Origin of the sequence: Streptomyces inhibens, from assembly GCF_022221585.1 — a bacterium.
GTDB classification, from domain to species: domain Bacteria; phylum Actinomycetota; class Actinomycetes; order Streptomycetales; family Streptomycetaceae; genus Streptomyces; species Streptomyces inhibens.
The window spans coordinates 4,500,614-4,517,242 of sequence record NZ_CP084681.1 but is presented as its reverse complement, the minus strand read 5'-3'; the positions used below and the strand labels follow the sequence as shown (position 1 = coordinate 4,517,242).

At 69.6% G+C, this 16,629-nt stretch carries 19 protein-coding genes and 4 tRNA genes; 15 read left to right on the top strand and 8 right to left on the bottom strand.

The features are described from left to right. Window position 1: 1 nt before the first annotated feature. Both KI385_RS20625 and KI385_RS20620 read right to left on the bottom strand, forming a co-directional pair. The gene (locus tag KI385_RS20625) at window positions 2–742 is read right to left on the bottom strand and encodes an antibiotic biosynthesis monooxygenase (RefSeq protein ID WP_238573664.1); all 741 of its coding nucleotides are present in this window, start codon (window positions 740–742) and stop codon (window positions 2–4) included. A gap of 356 nt (window positions 743–1,098) precedes the next feature. Beyond that, the gene (locus KI385_RS20620; protein WP_483439807.1) at window positions 1,099–2,343 is read right to left on the bottom strand and encodes a helix-turn-helix domain-containing protein; all 1,245 of its coding nucleotides are present in this window, start codon (window positions 2,341–2,343) and stop codon (window positions 1,099–1,101) included. 173 nt (window positions 2,344–2,516) lie between these two features. Here KI385_RS20620 and KI385_RS20610 point away from each other — a divergent pair, with 173 nt between their 5' ends. Genes KI385_RS20610 through KI385_RS20595 form a run of 4 tightly spaced genes read left to right on the top strand, consistent with a single transcriptional unit; the run spans window position 2,517 to window position 3,512 of the window. Beyond that, entirely contained in the window at window positions 2,517–2,834 is a 318-nt protein-coding gene (locus KI385_RS20610; protein WP_238573662.1) for a hypothetical protein, read from the top strand. Further along, window positions 2,834–3,031 carry a hypothetical protein gene (locus KI385_RS20605; RefSeq protein WP_238573660.1) on the top strand — a complete coding sequence of 66 codons (198 nt, stop codon included), beginning with the start codon at window positions 2,834–2,836 and terminating at the stop codon, window positions 3,029–3,031. The genes KI385_RS20610 and KI385_RS20605 overlap by 1 nt, the downstream gene beginning before the upstream one ends. Continuing rightward, complete coding sequence (locus tag KI385_RS20600; protein WP_238573659.1) at window positions 3,028–3,231, top strand: hypothetical protein; 204 nt, start codon at window positions 3,028–3,030, stop codon at window positions 3,229–3,231. The genes KI385_RS20605 and KI385_RS20600 overlap by 4 nt, the downstream gene beginning before the upstream one ends. Continuing rightward, the gene (locus tag KI385_RS20595; protein WP_238573656.1) at window positions 3,228–3,512 is read left to right on the top strand and encodes a hypothetical protein; all 285 of its coding nucleotides are present in this window, start codon (window positions 3,228–3,230) and stop codon (window positions 3,510–3,512) included. The genes KI385_RS20600 and KI385_RS20595 overlap by 4 nt, the downstream gene beginning before the upstream one ends. A 150-nt stretch (window positions 3,513–3,662) precedes the next feature. On the opposite strand, the gene KI385_RS20590 is transcribed toward KI385_RS20595, so the two are convergent. Next, window positions 3,663–5,183: a virginiamycin B lyase family protein gene (locus tag KI385_RS20590; protein ID WP_238573654.1), complete on the bottom strand. Its 1,521-nt coding sequence runs from the start codon at window positions 5,181–5,183 to the stop codon at window positions 3,663–3,665. A gap of 864 nt (window positions 5,184–6,047) precedes the next feature. Here KI385_RS20590 and KI385_RS20585 point away from each other — a divergent pair. Beyond that, window positions 6,048–6,833, top strand: a complete 786-nt coding sequence (locus KI385_RS20585) for a site-specific integrase (protein ID WP_238573653.1) — start codon at window positions 6,048–6,050, stop codon at window positions 6,831–6,833. Between the two features lie 28 nt (window positions 6,834–6,861). Here the strand turns inward: KI385_RS20585 and KI385_RS20580 are convergent, their stop codons facing one another. Continuing rightward, window positions 6,862–7,350 (bottom strand): YajQ family cyclic di-GMP-binding protein, encoded by a 489-nt coding sequence (locus tag KI385_RS20580; RefSeq protein ID WP_238573652.1) that lies wholly within the window; start codon window positions 7,348–7,350, stop codon window positions 6,862–6,864. A gap of 189 nt (window positions 7,351–7,539) precedes the next feature. On the opposite strand from KI385_RS20580, the gene KI385_RS20575 reads away from it, so the two are divergent. After that, window positions 7,540–7,621 (top strand) — tRNA-Tyr (locus KI385_RS20575). Window positions 7,622–7,687: 66 nt separating this feature from the next. Here the strand turns inward: KI385_RS20575 and KI385_RS20570 are convergent. Further along, window positions 7,688–8,350: an SDR family oxidoreductase gene (locus KI385_RS20570; protein WP_238573651.1), complete on the bottom strand. Its 663-nt coding sequence runs from the start codon at window positions 8,348–8,350 to the stop codon at window positions 7,688–7,690. A gap of 104 nt (window positions 8,351–8,454) precedes the next feature. Then, on the bottom strand, window positions 8,455–9,723 hold the full coding sequence (locus tag KI385_RS20565; RefSeq protein WP_238573649.1) for an amidohydrolase family protein: 1,269 nt from the start codon (window positions 9,721–9,723) through the stop codon (window positions 8,455–8,457). Between the two features lie 181 nt (window positions 9,724–9,904). Here KI385_RS20565 and KI385_RS20560 point away from each other — a divergent pair. The 6 genes from KI385_RS20560 (at window position 9,905) to KI385_RS20535 (ending at window position 12,438) form a co-directional block, all read left to right on the top strand. After that, window positions 9,905–9,977 (top strand) — tRNA-Thr (locus tag KI385_RS20560). A gap of 46 nt (window positions 9,978–10,023) precedes the next feature. Continuing rightward, window positions 10,024–10,096, top strand: a tRNA-Met gene (locus KI385_RS20555). Between the two features lie 89 nt (window positions 10,097–10,185). Beyond that, a complete protein-coding gene (rpmG, locus tag KI385_RS20550; protein WP_006604855.1) occupies window positions 10,186–10,350 on the top strand; it encodes a 50S ribosomal protein L33 in 165 nt (54 codons plus the stop codon). 84 nt (window positions 10,351–10,434) lie between these two features. Then, window positions 10,435–10,887, top strand: a complete 453-nt coding sequence (locus KI385_RS20545) for a MaoC family dehydratase N-terminal domain-containing protein (RefSeq protein WP_238573647.1) — start codon at window positions 10,435–10,437, stop codon at window positions 10,885–10,887. A 1-nt stretch (window position 10,888) separates the two neighbouring features. Continuing rightward, window positions 10,889–11,323 (top strand): MaoC family dehydratase, encoded by a 435-nt coding sequence (locus tag KI385_RS20540; protein ID WP_128507239.1) that lies wholly within the window; start codon window positions 10,889–10,891, stop codon window positions 11,321–11,323. Between the two features lie 59 nt (window positions 11,324–11,382). After that, window positions 11,383–12,438, top strand: a complete 1,056-nt coding sequence (locus tag KI385_RS20535) for a UDP-N-acetylmuramate dehydrogenase (protein WP_238573645.1) — start codon at window positions 11,383–11,385, stop codon at window positions 12,436–12,438. Window positions 12,439–12,468: 30 nt separating this feature from the next. On the opposite strand, the gene KI385_RS20530 is transcribed toward KI385_RS20535, so the two are convergent. Both KI385_RS20530 and KI385_RS20525 read right to left on the bottom strand, forming a co-directional pair. Then, the gene (locus tag KI385_RS20530) at window positions 12,469–13,512 is read right to left on the bottom strand and encodes an adenosine deaminase (protein WP_238573644.1); all 1,044 of its coding nucleotides are present in this window, start codon (window positions 13,510–13,512) and stop codon (window positions 12,469–12,471) included. A gap of 124 nt (window positions 13,513–13,636) precedes the next feature. Continuing rightward, entirely contained in the window at window positions 13,637–14,872 is a 1,236-nt protein-coding gene (locus KI385_RS20525; protein ID WP_128507233.1) for a pyridoxal phosphate-dependent aminotransferase, read from the bottom strand. A gap of 183 nt (window positions 14,873–15,055) precedes the next feature. Between KI385_RS20525 and KI385_RS20520 the strand changes: the two genes are divergently transcribed. From KI385_RS20520 to nusG, 3 genes are all read left to right on the top strand, one after another. Beyond that, window positions 15,056–15,128: transfer RNA gene (locus KI385_RS20520), tRNA-Trp, on the top strand. Between the two features lie 107 nt (window positions 15,129–15,235). Beyond that, window positions 15,236–15,532, top strand: a complete 297-nt coding sequence (gene secE / locus KI385_RS20515) for a preprotein translocase subunit SecE (RefSeq protein ID WP_238573641.1) — start codon at window positions 15,236–15,238, stop codon at window positions 15,530–15,532. Between the two features lie 73 nt (window positions 15,533–15,605). Beyond that, a complete protein-coding gene (gene nusG / locus KI385_RS20510; RefSeq protein WP_238573639.1) occupies window positions 15,606–16,487 on the top strand; it encodes a transcription termination/antitermination protein NusG in 882 nt (293 codons plus the stop codon). The last annotated feature ends 142 nt before the right edge of the window (window positions 16,488–16,629 follow it).

Genomic DNA, 16,629 nt, shown 5'->3' with positions numbered 1-16,629 from the left:
CTCAGGCCCGTACGAGCCCCCGAGGGGCCACATAGCGCCGGAACCCCAGCGGTTCGACCCCCGGCAGGCTCTCGATGAAGGCCATCACCTGCCCACCGCGCTGCAGCTTGGCGCCGACCTCCCGCTCGTGCGACTCCGGATCCGTCCACTCGCTGTAGTTGACGACCTGGGTGCCGTCCTCGCTGATGTGGAAGTGCGAGGCGATCCCGCCCCGGCCCCCCTGCCGCTCGCCGAGCATGTCCAGCAGGCCGTCGACGAGCTCCCGGGCCGCGTCGTGCCCCGTCGTCCGGAAGGCGACGCGTACGACGCAGCCCGGCGTCCTCGGCTCCCCCTGGGGCAGCATGCTGCGGTACAGCCGGAACCGGGTGGGACCGGAATCGCCGACGTCCCCGACGCCCGCCGGCGCCGCCGCGAACCGCTCGCGCGGCCCGGTGTCCTCGGTCCCGACGAACTCCCGGTGCGCCGCATCGCTCGTCCACTGCGCGTAACTGAGCACGCTGCGCCCGTCCGTCCCGGCGAACAGCACCCGCGACAGAAACCCCGCCGGCGGCGGCGTCCGCTCCCAGACGCGGGCGACACCGTCCAGGACGGCCCGCTGCCCCTCGGGGCTGCCCGCGTCCCACTCGCTGATCAGTACGGCGCCGGCGTCCGGCCGCCGGATCTCGGGAAACACATCAACAAGAAACCCGGCACCGGCGTCGGCACCACGGCTGCTCTGCAGGTCGTCATCGGATGAAGTCATGCCGCAACCCTGCGCTCTCAACCGCAGTTGAGGTCAAACGTCCCCGTACAACGCCGGTGGGGCGGCACGCCGAAGCGCACCGCCCCATCCCGTGGCACCCGAAAGCCGGGCTCCTACCGGTAGTTCACGAACTTCCCGCATGATCCTCTGACCTGCGATCTGCACCGGAAGGGCCCGTGACGTGCGAAAACTACGTTCAGTAGTTGCCGCCGTTTTCCGGGCTCTTCCTCGCCCTTGTGCCCTGGGTGTGCCATCGGGGCACGGAGGGCGCGCCCCGGCTTTTCCCGTTCGTGCGGTGAGTACCGCTCGGCAACGCGCCGCCATAGCAATGGCTCCGCCGGATGTCGGGCACGTCCTCACGCGCACAGCAGATGCCCGTGGTCGTGAAGCAAGTCGCGAACTTCGGGCACTTCCTCGAAGTCCTGAAGCCGGCGGAGTACGACACGGGCACGCGAGGCGGTGCGGTCGCTGGTCATGTCCGCGGACACGGACACGACACGTCGGGCTTCCTCCGCTGCCTGCTCGGGTTCGTTGGCGTCGGCGAGGGCGACGGCGAGCCATGACCGGTACAGGGCGACCTCGCGCGCGTGCGTGGCGTCATACCGGGTGAGGACGTCGGTCAACAGCGGGACGGCTCGCAACGGGCGGTGCAGCTCGGTGAAGACCCGGGCATCCATGACTTCCAGCTCTTCCTTGCTCACCCAATAGGCCCAAGCGGGCGCCTCGCTGTCGTCTGCTTCTGTCAGCGCCTCGTGTGCCTGCCCGAGCGCCTGCATGGCGGGTTGTGCCTCCCCAGCGCGTGTGTGAGCCCAAGCGACGCGGTCGAAGAACAGCGCACGTGTCTTGGGCGGGGCGTCGAGCCCAGCCTCGTCAAGTGCGGCGCGGGAAAGGTCAAGACCCGCGTGTTCCTGTCCAGTGTTGCTGAACTGGTAGGCGAGGCTTCCGGCTACGTTTGCGACCAAGGGACCGTTGCCCGCTTGCCGCGCCGCTTCGATCCCGACGCGGTACGCACGTTCAGCCCGCGCGTGCTGCCCGGCATCGCTGGCGATCCAACCGGCGATCTGGGCCAGTTCACCGATCTGGGAGAGAAGCGCGCCGCCGACTGCTTCCGTGTGGGTGCGCTCGCGATACAGCCGCATCGCGGCATTGAGTTCGCGGAACACGGGGGTCATCAGGTCGCCCCCGGCGAGCACGTCGTCAGCGAGCCGAAAGCCGTGCACGCGGGCGGCGAGGCTCGCTACGTCGTTCCGGCCGATGCGGCGACCTGTCCGTGTGCCGAGTGGCGCTAGTGAGTCGGCCGGCGGGATGAGCTCAGCGAGGACTGGGGCGGCCCCAAAAGGTGGTCCGTCCGACTCGCCTCGGGTGTAGCCGGCGGCCCGCTCCAGCTCCCCGAGGGGAACACCCAAGACTTCCGCGATGAACCGGAGCCAGGAATCCGGGATGCGCTCTCCGCGCTCCCATCGGGAGACCTCGTTCCGTGTGAGGGATTGCGTGCCAGAAGCCGCGCAGAGCATCGCAGCGAGCTGCCGCTGACTCTTATGCGCATCCCGTCTCAGGCGTGCCAAGTACGCGCCGAACTGCCGCCGTCGGTCATCACTCACGTGCTGGCCCCCTCTCCTCTCCAGTCTGGCCCCTCGCTGGCCCCCCGTGCGGCTCCTCTCCCAGATCTACCCCAACGGTTCGATGGGGGTTCTGTCATCGACAGACCCCCGCGACGTTGCTGGAGCGGCGAACGTCCGGGGGCGTGGCCACCAACCGGTAGGAGGTTGACGACATGCGCAAACATAGTGCGTGGATCTTCGAATTTCTGTTGCGGCTATTACTGCCCGCGCGGGGACGTCACCGGTCCGCCGGCGCACTGCCCGCAGCGGGCCATGAGGACGCGCCGACGCTCGTACTGCCTCGCGTGACCGCCGGGCGTCGGGGGCTGCTGCGGGGTGAGGACGTTGCCCTGATCCGCCCGTACGCCCTCACACCCGAGGAACGGCAGGAACGGCGGTTGAAGCGCGGACGGCGACGGTCGCTGTGGCTCGCGGTGCACGGGATCGATGCCGGACCGCGCCTGATTCACGGAGTGGAAGTGACGGCCTGATGACCCGCATGGACCGCCCCGTTCACCTGATGGACCCGTTTCCGGCACCGGAGCCCGAGCCGGTTGCCGGGTGCGATGTGTGCGCCGCCCTGGCGCGGCAGCGCGCGGCGGCGCGCGCCATCAGGGACAAGTCGGCGATGGTCGACTGTAACGTCGAGATCCGTCGCCACCCCCACTCGAAGCGGGAGGGCCGATGACGACCGAGGTACGCACGGACGGCCGGTGGGCCATGGACACGTTCCGCGAGCTTCAACTGGTCTTGGCTGATCCGAGGTTGGCGTTCCCGGAGATGTCCTTGAGCGATACGGCCGAGGGCGACATCCGGATCAACCTGGGTCGCGTCGGCATCCGCACGGCCGCGAGACTGGCCCGCGCTCTGAAGGCGGCACGGTCATGAGCGCGGGCGCCTGGTCACGGCTGCACTACCGGGTCGAGGAAGCGTGGAACCGGCACGTCAGGTACCGGGAGCTGTACCGGCAGCTCGATCACATGCGGGCGGACCTCAAGGCACGTACCGCGCGGATGGATGAGCTGACCGAGGAAGACCTGGCGGAGATGCTGCGCGGTCTCACCGAGTGCATCGACGCCGTGCAGGCGGCGGGCAGCGACGTTCCGGACCGGTCGGAGGGCGCGTCCATGACCGACCCGACGGCGGGCGGTGTGCCGCCTGTGACGTAGACCAGGGCGGGGCCGCCGTGGCCACCCAGCGGCCGCCCCGCCCGCTTCAACTCCCCCGACCGGTCAAGCCTTGAGCAGGGACAGGGCGTGTCCCGCGTGAGCCGACGGGCTCAGCTCTCGCCGCGGTCCGTCCCGCGGGGAGTCTCCTAGCTAGGGGGCGATGACGTCCCCGTGGGCGCTGGAGGGCAGCAGGGTGGCCGTGCCGGCGAAGGTGGCGGTGTAGCCGCCGTTGAGGAGGATGAGCGTCAGGGTGAGGGTCTCGTCCAGCTTGGCGGTGCCTTGGGCGTTGGTGGTGGCGGTGCCCAGGACGTTGGTTCCGGTTTTGAAGGTGATGGTCTGGCCGGACACGGGCAGGCCGGTGACCAGGTCTTTCAGCGTGGCGGTCAGGAACGGGAAGTACACGTGCGGCGGGAACAGTTTCGCCAGTGCCGGGGTGGCGGTCAGCGAGGTGGCGTGGACGGGGAGGACGTAGGTGAAGCCGTTCACCAGGCTGGCGCAGCCGCCGTCGGTGGTGACGGTGACGGTCGCCGGGCCGAGCGCGCCGGCGGGGGTGGTGGCGGTGATCTGGGTGCCGGCGGGGTTGACGCTGATGCCGGTGGCGGGGTTGCCGCCGATGGTGACGGCGGCGCCGGTGAGGTTGGTGCCGGTGAGGGTCACCGGAGTTCCGCCGGTGGTGGGCCCCTGGTTGGGGCTGATGCTGGTCAGCGTGGGGAACGGCGGGATGACGCTCACGTCGTTCGAAATCTGGTTGGTGACGTAGATCTTGCCGTTGGGTGCGACCGCGACAGCGAACGGGTGGGTGCCGACGGGGATGGGGGTGCATACGACGGTGTTGGTGGTGGTGTCGATCACCGTCACGTCGTTCGAGAGATTGTTGGCGACGTAGGCCTTGCCGTTGGGGGCGACCGCCACACCGGTCGGTTGGCTGCCGACGGGGATGGGGGCGCCCATGACGGTGTTGGTGGTGGTGTTGATCACCGTCACATTGTTCGAGGAGAAGGCGGCCACATAGGCATTGCCGTTGGGGGCGATCGCCACGCCGAATGGCGTGACGCCGAGGGGGATGCTGGGGACGAGGACGGTGTTGGTGGCGGTGTCGATCACCGTCACGTCCTTGGAAACCACGTTGGTGACGTAGGCGTTGCCGTTGGGGGCGACCGCCACCCCGAACGGGCCGATGCCGACGGGGATGGGGGCGCCCACGACGGTGTCCGTGGCGGTGTCGATCACCGTCACATTGGTGGAGTTCGCGTTGGTGACGTAGGCGTTGCCGTTGGGAGCGATCGCCACCCCGGAAGGGGTGACGCCGACGGGGATGCTGGGGACGAGGACGGTATTGCTGGCGGTGTCGATCACCGTCACGTTGCCCGAGAGACTGTTGGCTACGTAGGCCTTGCCGTTGGGGGCGACCGCCACCCCGATCGGTGAACCGCCGACGGGGATGGGGGCGCCCACGACGGTGTCCGTGGCGGTGTTGATCACCGTCACATTGTCGGACAGGCCGGCGGTCACGTAGGCGTTGCCGTTGGGGGCGACCGCCACCCCGACCGGGTTGGCGCCCACCGGGATCGTCGTCAGTGCCAGAGGCATGATCGGCGCTGCCGTCCGGGCCGCGGGGAGGGCGGTGGCCGAAAGCAGCCCCGGCAGCCCCGGCTGAATGTTCGTACTCATGCTGACCCCTTCAAGTAGGGGCCGCCCTTGGCCGGCCGGGGCGTCGGCACAGGCCTGCAGATCCTCTCCGGGGCGCCACGGCAACAGAACTTGCCGTCAAATGCAGCGAGCTGCCCACCCCGAGGAGGGTATGGGCAGCCCATCGGTTTCGTTCACCCCTGCGATGCCCGCCCCGCAGGCCGGCGAAACACCCACCGCAGTTGCCCTACTAGGACACTCCCCTCACGGATGCCGCGCCCTCACGTGGTGAGGGAAGCAGGTCCCGCCCGGTGCTCCTGTACACCGGGCGGGATCACCAACACCGACGGCCCCGGCTCTCATCCCCCAGAGAGCGGGGGCCGTTCGCATGCACAGGCCCCGGCAGGCATCCGGAACACGGAGCGGAGGCGCACGCATGGCCAGGGCCGCTATGACGCTGCGGTCGGCTGTACTCGAAGGCTCCAACCTGTGACTAGCGCAGCCGCGCTGCTACCAAGAACCCCAACTGCGGCACCGACTACGGCCGCCCATCCTGCATCCATGTGAGGAGTGTGACCCTTCGGTCTGACACATCCTCCAGCAATCTCGTTACACCGCTGCTTAGCAAGGCATATGGCATGGATACGTCTTAGGAGCGTCTCCCGAAACTCCCCAGACTCGTACGGCGGACGAGACGCAACACGCTTGCGGTCCCCAGAGGGGGAGGGAGGGGCGCCCCCCCCGCGTACCCGCTCGGCTGCGCAGCGCCTCGCGCGCGTGGGCATGGATCAAGGACCGGTCGCAGGTGCTCGCACCGTCGGCATTGGCCGTCACGTACGCCTATCTGGTCACGCCGCTCAAGACGGCCGTTCGGGATGGATCATCGCGAGCAGCCCCTGCGACGGTGTGCGGCTGCCACGGCAGCGGGAAGCTGAGGTCACGCCGCTGCATGCGGACGCGGTGCGGGCGCTCATCGACGCGGCAGCGCCGAGGTTCCGCGCCCTGTACCTGCTTGCGGCGTCATCGGGGCTGCGACAGGGGGAGTTGTTCGGGCTTGAGGTTGACTGCGTCGACTTCTTGCGTCGCGAGGTGACGGTGCGCCAGCAGCTCATCGCCCCGGACGACGGCGAGCCCTACCTCGGCGAGCCCAAGACGCACGAGAGCTACCGCACGGTGCCGCTCACCAAAGCGGTGGTCGACGCGCTCGCCGCCCACCTTGAGCAGTTCCCCGCGGACGGCGTGAAGATCGAGGACCGGACCGACCCGCGCAAGCTGCACCACCGCACGGCGAGGCTGCTCTTTCTCAACCAGCGCCGCGAAGTGGGCCGGCGCGGCGCCTGGTCGCAGGTATGGGGGAGGTCCCGACGAATCGCGAACAAGGCACTCGCCGCGACCTACGACAAGGCGCACGCGGCGTGGGTCCGGAACGGCAGGACTGAAGGCAGGGAACCGGCCCGAGTCGAGGTGCCGGACGGTGCCAGCCTGCACGGCATGCGGCACTTCTACGCCTCGCTACTGATCAAGCACCGCGAGAACGTCAAGACGGTGCAGAAGCGGCTCGGCCACGCCAAGCCGTCGATCACGCTCGACACGTACACGCATCTGTGGCCCGATGAAGAGGACACAACGAGGGCCGCCGTCGAGGCCGTCCTCGGCGATGTGCCCCCGTTGTGCCCTGCGAAGTCCGCCTAGCGACGTCCGTGCAGGTCAGGCCGGTAGATCACCGGTAGTTCACGAACTGGATGGCGAAGTCCAGGTCCTTGCCCTTCAGCAGCTGCTGGACCGCCTGCAGATCGTCCCGGCTCTTCGAGCTGACCCGCAGCTCGTCACCCTGCACCTGCGCCTTGACGCCCTTCGGGCCCTCGTCGCGGATGATCTTGGCGACCTTCTTCGCGTTCTCCTGCGAGATCCCCTCCTCGATCGAGGCGATGATCTTGTAATCCTTGCCCGACGCCTGCGGCTCGCCGGCGTCCAGCGCCTTCAGCGAGATCCCGCGCTTGACCAGCTTGGACTGGAAGATGTCGAGCACGGCCTTGGCCCGCTCCTCGGCGTTGGCCCGCATCTCGATCTTCTCGCCCGACCACTCGATCGACGCGCCCACGCCCTTGAAGTCGTAGCGCTGCGAGATCTCCTTGGCGGCCTGGTTGAGGGCGTTGTCGACCTCCTGCCGCTCTACCTTCGAGACGATGTCGAAACTGGAGTCGGCCATGTTGAGTTGGCTCCTCGTACGTAGATCCGTCAGGGGCGCGGCCCATCCCGGACCGCCAGCCAAGCCTAGCCACCCGGCCAAGATCCAGCGCTCCCGAATCGAGTGGCGAACCACCCCCAGCCATCGGGTATGGTTTACGTCGTTGCCACGGAGCGCCGCCCCCAAGCGGGTCTCCCGACAACAAACCCTGGCGGTGTGCCCGAGCGGCCAAAGGGAGCAGACTGTAAATCTGCCGGCTTCGCCTTCCCAGGTTCGAATCCTGGCGCCGCCACAGGTGTGAAGAGGCCCCTGAACTGTAGAAATACGGTTCAGGGGCCTCTTTCGTGTTGCCTGCCCCTCAGCGCGCCGCCACCGCCCGCACCGCATCCCCCACCGGCACATCCCCGCTGATCAGTTCCAGCGTCCGGCCGATGGTGCCCGGCTCGTCGAGCAGCTCCACCAGGACGGCCGCCACATCGTCGCGGGGCACCGGGCCGCGACCGGTCGCATCGGCCAGGGTCACCAGGCCCGTTCCGGGGTCGTCCGTCAGCCGGCCCGGGCGCAGGATCGTCCAGTCCAGGCCGGTGCGGGCCCGTACGTCCTCGTCCGCGGCGCCCTTCGCCCGCAGATACGCCGCGAAGACCGGGTCGGTGCCCCCGGGGGGCTCGCGGTCCGCTCCCATGGAGGAGACGACGAGGAAGCGCCGTACGCCCGCCGCCTCGGCCGCGTCCGCGAAGAGCGCCGCCGCGCCGCGGTCCACCGTGTCCTTGCGTTCGATGCCGCTGCCCGGCCCCGCGCCCGCCGCGAAGACGGCCGCGTCGGCGCCCTCCGTGTGCCGGGCGACGTCCTCCACCGACGCCGACTCCAGGTCGCAGACCACCGGCTCGGCGCCCGCGGCCAGCAGATCGCCGGCCTGTTCCGGCCGGCGGATGATGCCCGCGACCTCGTCCCCGCGCTTGGCGAGCAACCGCTCCAGCCGCAGCGCGATCCGACCATGTCCACCTGCGATGACAATGCGCATGATCCCGACCGTACGCCGAAGGGACCCGGCGGGTCGCGGGACCGGCCGGGCGAGGGACGCCCTGTCGCCGCCGCGGCCCAGGACACGCCCGGGGCGGGCCCGTCCTAGCGCTGCGACTGCCGCGGCAGTTCCAGCGCGACCTCCGCCGCCGAATCGCAGTACTCGCGCACCGCGCTGGTGCGGGCGACCACCCGCCCCCGGTGGATCACGATCCGGCTGTAGGCGAGCGAGAGCACCCCGGCGATCCGCTCGCCGCGCACGGCCAGCAGCTCCGCGGGGAAGCCCGCCTCGACGCGTACCTCCGGCAGGCCCAGCGTCGCCCGGGCCGCCGAGCTCACCGTCTCGTACGCCGCCTCCGGTGTGGCCTCGCCCAGGGACGCCAGGAGGTACGCGGCCTCCAACGGGTCGCCGCGCCCCACCGGGTTCGCCACGTCCCGCAGCGCCCCGCTGCCGGCCGCCACCCGCACCCCGGCCGCCCGCAGCAGCCGTACGGGAGCCGGCCGCGACACCCGGGAGCCGTACCGCTCCAGGCCCGTGCAGTCGCCCTGCGGCAGACAGACGACGGCGACATCGGCGGCCGCCAGCTGCTCGGCGACCCGTGCCGCCACGCTGCGCGGCATCCGGGCCATCCCGGCGCACGGCCCGAGGGCGACGCCCGGCCGCAGCCCGCCGGACATCGCCGCGAACCGCGCCAGCCGCGCCGGATCGTCACCGTCGGTGTGCAGATCCACCGGGCAGCCGTGCTCGCCGGCCAGCTCCAGCACCGTCTCGACGTACCCGGCCGGATCGGGATCCAGATCCGGGCAGCCGCCGATGACCGAGGCGCCCATCTTCATCGCGTCCCGCAGCATCGCCAGCCCGTCCGCACCGGCCACCCCGGTCAGCACCCGCGGCACCGCGACCGCCGCCAGGTCGGCCAGCCCGCGCAGCGACCTGCGGGCCTGCAGCACCGCCTCCAGCGAGCGCAGCCCTTGTACGTCGCCGATCCTGACGTGGCTGCGGGAGGCGGTGGCGCCGTGCCCCAGTTGCAGCAGCGCGGCCTCGGTCGTCCGCCGCTGGACGTCCTCGGGGGAGCCGGAGGCGGGGCCGTCGGAGTCCGCCGTCAGAGCGGTGTCGCAGTGCGCATGCGGCTCGGCGGGGGCGGGGAGCAGGAGATAGCCGGCGAGGTCGACGCGGGCGCCCTGCGGGGCGAGGCTGCCGGCCGTCCCCACGGCCTCGATGCGTCCGCCGCCGAGCCGTACGTCCACGGTGCGGCCGTCGGCCAGCCGGGCGCCGCACAGGACCAGCGCGCCGCTGTCCGACCGGGTGTACCGGCCGGTGCCGCCGGGCTTTTTCGGCTGCGGCTGCGGCTGCGGCGAACTGCTGTCGGACATCGCGCTCCTCGAAGGCACGGCGTGCAAGATCACGCAGCGGTGGTCCGAGCGTAGGGGGCTGCCGGGAGAGCTTCGCGCAGGCGCGAAATAGTCGTACCGGTGTGGTGCGCGGGGCCGTTGGGGCGCGGCCCGGATACGGATTTCACGTTTGGCGGCGGGCCGTGTAATGTCTTCATCGCTCGCCCCAATAGCTCAGTCGGCAGAGCGTCTCCATGGTAAGGAGAAGGTCTACGGTTCGATTCCGTATTGGGGCTCTGATGTGTGAGGTTCCCGCCTTCGGGCGGGGTCCCCTCGCATCACAGCGGTGTAGCTCAGTCGGTAGAGCAAGCGGCTCATAATCGCTGTGTCACCGGTTCAAGTCCGGTCACCGCTACTGACAGTAGCCGATTGTGGGGTCGGTCCTTCGATCGGCTACTCTTTTCTGCGTTCATCCGTCCATAAGTCCGTCCAAGGAGCACTCACGTGGCTGCCACCGACGTCCGCCCGAAGATCACGCTGGCCTGCGTGGAGTGCAAGGAGCGGAACTACATCACCAAGAAGAACCGGCGTAACGACCCGGACCGTCTTGAGATGAAGAAGCACTGCCCTCGTTGCAACTCGCACACCGCGCACCGCGAAACGCGATAACACAGGCTCGTCCGTGAGGCCGTCCCCTTTCTGGGGGGCGGCCTCACGGCGTTATCACCATCAGTACACGGAGGTTGCGAGCCCATGGCGCTCGACCAGTCTTTTGTCGGACGCACGTACCCGCCCACCGACCCCTACGAGGTCGGCCGGGAAAAGATCCGCGAATTCGCCGAGGCCATCGGTGACACCAACCCGGCTTACACGGACGCCGAAGCGGCCAAGGCGCTCGGTCACTCCGATGTGATCGCGCCGCCGACTTTTGTGTTCGCGATCACTTTCAAGGCCGCCGGGCAGGTCATCGAGGACCCGCAACTGGGCCTGGATTACAGCCGGGTGGTGCACGGCGACCAGAAGTTCGCCTACACCCGGCCGGTGCGCGCCGGCGACCGGCTGAGCGTCACCTCCACCATCGAGGCGGTCAAAACCATGGCCGGCAACGACATCATCGATATCCGTGGCGAGGTGCACGACGACGCGGGCGAACACGTCGTGACCGCCTTCACCAAGCTGGTGTCCCGTCGCGCCGAGGAGGCCTGAGATGACCGCGAAGATCTCTTACGACGAGGTCGAGGTCGGCACCGAACTCCCGGCGCAGACCTTCCCCGTGAGCCGCGCCACACTCGTCCAGTACGCGGGCGCCTCCGGCGACTTCAACCCGATCCACTGGAACGAGAAGTTCGCCAAGGAGGTCGGACTGCCGGACGTCATCGCCCACGGCATGTTCACCATGGCCTCGGCGATCCGTGTGGTCACCGACTGGGCCGGCGACCCGGGCGCGGTCGCCGAGTACGGCGTGCGCTTCACCAAGCCCGTCGTGGTCCCCAACGACGAGACCGGCGCGCTGATCGAGGTCAGTGCCAAGGTCGCGGCCAAGCTGGACGACGACGACCGTACGGTCCGGGTCGACCTCGTCGCGATGAGCGCAGGCCAGAAGGTGCTGGGCATGTCCCGCGCCGTGGTCCGCCTGGCCTGAACCGGTACGGCGGGGCGGCCGGCCGAGGACTGTCGGACCGCCCCCGTACCCTTGGGCGCGTGCAGGAACTCCATGACGCCCCCCTCGCCCCGCTGACCACCTTCCGCCTCGGAGGCCCGGCGACCCGCCTCGTCACGGCCACCACGGACGACGAGGTGATCGCCGCCGTCCGCGCCGCCGACGACGCCGGGACCCCGCTGCTGATCATCGGCGGCGGCAGCAATCTCGTCATCGGCGACAAGGGCTTCGAGGGCACGGCTCTGCGCATCGCCACCCGCGGTTTCGCACTTGAGGGCACGACCCTCACGCTCGCCGCGGGCGAGAACTGGTCCGACGCGGTCGCCCGTACGGTCGAGGCCGGACTTGCCGGCATCGAGTGCCTGGCCGGTATCCCCGGCTCGGCGGGCGCCACCCCGATCCAGAACGTGGGCGCGTACGGCCAGGAGGTCTCCACCACGATCACCGAGGTCATCGCCTACGACCGCCGGGCCGGCGAGACCGTCACGATCCCGGGTGAGGAGTGCGGCTTCTCCTACCGCCACAGCCGTTTCAAGCAGCACCCCGACCGGTTCGTGGTGCTGCGGGTGCGCTTCGCCCTGGAGGACGCCGGTGGCCTCTCCGCGCCCCTGAAGTATCCCGAGACGGCCCGCGCCCTCGGCGTCGAGGCCGGCGACCGGGTCCCGGCCGCCATCGCCAGGGAGACCGTCCTGGCCCTGCGCGCCGGCAAGGGCATGGTGCTGGACGACGCGGACCACGACACCTGGTCGGCCGGCTCCTTCTTCACCAACCCGATCCTCACCGAGGCCGAGCACGCCGCCTTCCTGCGCCGCGTCCAGGACCGCCTCGGCACCGACGTCGCACCACCCGCGTTCCCGGCCGGCGACGGCCTGGTGAAGACCTCCGCGGCCTGGCTCATCGACCGGGCCGGCTTCACGAAGGGCTACGGCGCGGGCCCGGCCCGTATCTCCACCAAGCACACCCTCGCGCTCACCAACCGCGGCGCGGCCACCACCGAGGATCTGCTCGCACTCGCCCGCGAGGTCCGCGACGGCGTACGGGAAGCCTTCGGCGTCACGCTCGTCAACGAACCCGTGACGGTCGGCGTCAGCCTCTAGGGACACGCCCTGGAGGGCTCCTGGCAGGCGCTACGCCGCCAGCCAGGCGTCGATCTCCGTCAGCAGCCGCTGCTGCTCGTCCTGCGGGGCGCGGGAGCCGCGGACCGACTGCCGGGCCAGTTCCGCCAGTTCGGTGTCGGTGAAGCCGTGCACGGTGCGGGCGATCTCGTACTGCGCGGCCAGTCGCGCACCGAACAGCAGCGGGTCGTCCGCGCCCAGCGCCATCGGCACGCCCGCCTCGAAGAGCGTCCGCAGCGGCACATCCTCCGGCTTCTCGTAGACGCCCAGCGCCACATTCGACGTCGGGCACACCTCGCAGGTCACCCCGCGCGAGGCCAGCCGGCGCAGCAGCGTGGGATCCTCCGCCGCCCGTACGCCGTGCCCCACGCGGCCGGCATGCAGATCGTCCAGGCAGTCCCGCACGCTGGCCGGCCCTGACAGCTCACCGCCGTGCGGCGCCGCCAGCAGACCGCCTTCCCGGGCGATGGCGAAGGCACGGTCGAAGTCCCGGGCGAAACCCCGGCGTTCGTCGTTGGACAGCCCGAAGCCGACCACGCCCCGGTCGGCGTAGCGCACCGCCAGCCGTGCCAGCGTCCGGGCGTCCAGCGGGTGCTTCATACGGTTCGCGGCGACCAGGACGCGGATGCCCAGGCCGGTGTCGCGGGAGGCACGGTCGACCGCGTCCAGAATGATCTCCAGAGCCGGGATCAGACCGCCCAGCCGCGGTGCGTACGAGGTCGGGTCGACCTGGATCTCCAGCCAGCGCGACCCGTCGCGGACGTCCTCCTCGGCGGCCTCGCGCACCAGCCGCTGGATGTCCTCGGGACTGCGCAGACACGACCGTGCGATGTCGTACAGCCGCTGGAAGCGGAACCAGCCGCGCTCGTCCGTGGCTCTCAGCTGGGGCGGCTCACCGCTCCGGAGCGCCTCCGGCAGATGGACGCCGTGCTTGTCGGCAAGATCCAGCAGTGTCGTGGCCCGCATCGAACCGGTGAAATGCAGGTGCAGGTGGGCCTTCGGCAATCGGCGCAGGTCTCGGATGGCGGCTCCGCCGCGGGCACGAGTGCTCTCCATCCCAAGATCTTGCCGCATCCACCCGGTGCGCCGGTAGGGCCTTTCCCGAAGGGGTGTCCGGGAGAACGCGCGAACGGGCCCCGGAACATCGGGGCCCGTTCGCAATCGGTCGGTGGCTGGTGTCCTACTTGGCCTCGGCCAGCAGCTTCTGGAGCCGGGACACGCCCTCGACCAGGTCCTCGTCGCCCAGCGCGTACGAAAGCCGCAGGTAGCCGGGGGTGCCGAAGGCCTCGCCCGGGACGACGGCGACCTCCGCCTCCTCCAGGATCAGCTCGGCCAGCTCGACGCTGGTCTGCGGGCGCTTGCCGCGGATCTCCTTGCCCAGGAGCTCCTTCACCGACGGGTACGCGTAGAACGCGCCCTCCGGCTCCGGGCACAGCACACCGTCGATCTCGTTGAGCATCCGCACGATGGTCTTACGGCGCCGGTCGAAGGAGACCTTCATCTCCTCGACGGCCGTGAGGTCGCCGGAGACCGCCGCGATGGCCGCGGCCTGCGCGACGTTGGAGACGTTGGACGTGGCGTGCGACTGGAGGTTCGCGGCCGCCTTGATGACGTCCTTGGGGCCGATCGCCCAGCCCACCCGCCAGCCGGTCATCGCGTACGTCTTCGCCACGCCGTTGACGACGATGCACTTGTCACGCAGCTCGGGCACGACCACCGGCAGTGACGAGAACTCGGCGTCGCCGTAGACCAGGTGCTCGTAGATCTCGTCGGTGAGCACCCACAGGCCGTGCTCGGCGGCCCAGCGGCCGACCGCCTCGACCTGCTCGCGGGTGTAGACCGCGCCGGTCGGGTTCGACGGTGAGACGAACAGCAGCACCTTGGTGCGGTCCGTACGGGCCGCCTCCAGCTGCTCGACGCTCACGCGGTAGCCGGTGGTCTCGTCCGCGATCACATCGACCGGTACGCCGCCGGCGAGCCGGATCGACTCGGGGTAGGTGGTCCAGTACGGCGCCGGGACGATGACCTCGTCACCCGGGTCGAGGATGGCTGCGAACGCCTCGTAAATGGCCTGCTTGCCGCCGTTCGTCACCAGGACGTTCGCGGCCTCGATCTCGTAGCCGGAGTCGCGCAGCGTCTTCGCGACGATCGCGGTCTTCAGCTCGGGGAGGCCGCCGGCCGGGGTGTAGCGGTGGTACTTCGGGTTGCGGCAGGCCTCGATCGCCGCCTCGACGATGTAGTCGGGCGTGGGGAAGTCGGGCTCACCGGCGCCGAAGCCGATCACCGGGCGTCCGGCGGCCTTGAGGGCCTTCGCCTTGGCATCGACGGCGAGGGTCGCGGACTCGGAGATCGAACCGACGCGGGCCGAGACCCGGCGGTCGGTGGGGGACGTTGCGGAAGGGGTAGCAGCGCTCATACATGCATCGTTGCAGACCCCTCAGGAGCCCGGCACAGGGGTTTGCGGGCACCACCCGGAAGGATCCTGTTCGACGCCCGGCTCTGAACCACGTACACTCGCTGACCGTTGGCTCCCAACAGGTCGCCGCGCCGCACGCACTTAGTGCAGTCGGTCGCATGCGGTAGGTTGGGGGAACCACAAAGGGTCGTAGCTCAATTGGTAGAGCACTGGTCTCCAAAACCAGCGGTTGGGGGTTCAAGTCCCTCCGGCCCTGCTACACGCACTCTCCACCACAGTGCGTGCACGCGTACGTATGAAATGCACCGCCGTGCGGCTCAACCGGGCGCGGCACGGCCACGACCCGGATTCAGGTGAGGACGAGTGACGGACGCCCTGGGCTCCATCGACATGCCTGAGCGCGGTCATTCCGAGGACGAAACCGCGGAGTCCCAGAAGAAGCCCCGTCGCGGCGGCAAGCGCGGCAAGAAGGGCCCCTTCGCGCGTCTCGCGCTCTTCTACCGCCAGGTCGTGGCGGAGCTCCGCAAAGTCGTCTGGCCCTCGCGTAGCCAGCTGTCGACGTACACCAGTGTGGTGATCGTCTTCGTTGTCATCATCATCGGTCTCGTAACCGTGATTGACTTGGGAATCAACCGAGTCGTCGGGTACGTCTTCGGCTGATCCCGCGGAGGGCGCCTCAGCGGGCGCCCATTTCGCATGTTCAACCCCTTGAAGCCAGGAAGAAGCAGCCACCGTGTCTGACCCGAACCTGAACGACGCCGACTCCGCCGAGACGGCAGCGGCCGACGTTGACGCGGCTGCCTCGGCCGAGGTCGAGGGCGACGCTGCATCCATTGACGAAGAGGGCGTGCGCGACATCGTCGAGAACGCCGACGATGTCGACGAGCTCGACGCCGAGGACGCCGCCGCCGGTGAACCCGCCGAAGAGGCCGCGGTGCACGTCGAAGAGGAGGCCGAGGCCACTGCCGAGGCCGACGAGGACGAGGAGCAGGAGCCGGTCGACCCGGTGACCGCCCTCCGCGACGAGCTGCGTGGTCTCCCCGGCGAGTGGTACGTCATCCACACCTACGCGGGTTACGAGAACCGCGTGAAGACCAACCTTGAGCAGCGCGCCGTCTCGCTGAACGTCGAGGACTTCATCTTCCAGGCCGAGGTGCCGCAGGAAGAGGTCGCCCAGATCAAGAACGGCGAGCGCAAGACCATCCGCCAGAACAAGCTCCCGGGCTATGTGCTGGTGCGTATGGACCTGACGAACGAGTCCTGGGGCGTCGTCCGTAACACCCCGGGTGTCACCGGCTTCGTCGGTAACGCCTACGACCCGTACCCGCTGACGCTCGACGAGATCGTCAAGATGCTCGCCCCGGAGGCCGAGGAGAAGGCCGCCAAGGAGGCCGCCGCGGCCGAGGGCAGGCCGGCGCCGTCCCGCAAGGTCGAGGTCCAGGTGCTGGACTTCGAGGTGGGCGACTCCGTCACCGTCACCGACGGTCCGTTCGCGACACTGCAGGCCACGATCAACGAGATCAACGCCGACTCGAAGAAGGTCAAGGGCCTCGTCGAGATCTTCGGCCGCGAGACCCCGGTCGAGCTCAGCTTCGACCAGATCCAGAAGAACTAGGTTCTTCCGGACCACCAGCCACCGACCAGGTCAGACGGGCTCCCAGAGCTAGTCTGACCTGCTCGGTTTTTGGCCGCGCGACTATACCCGTTATCGTTGTGCGGTATGCCTCCATCCGGATGACCGGATTGCGGGGCGAAAC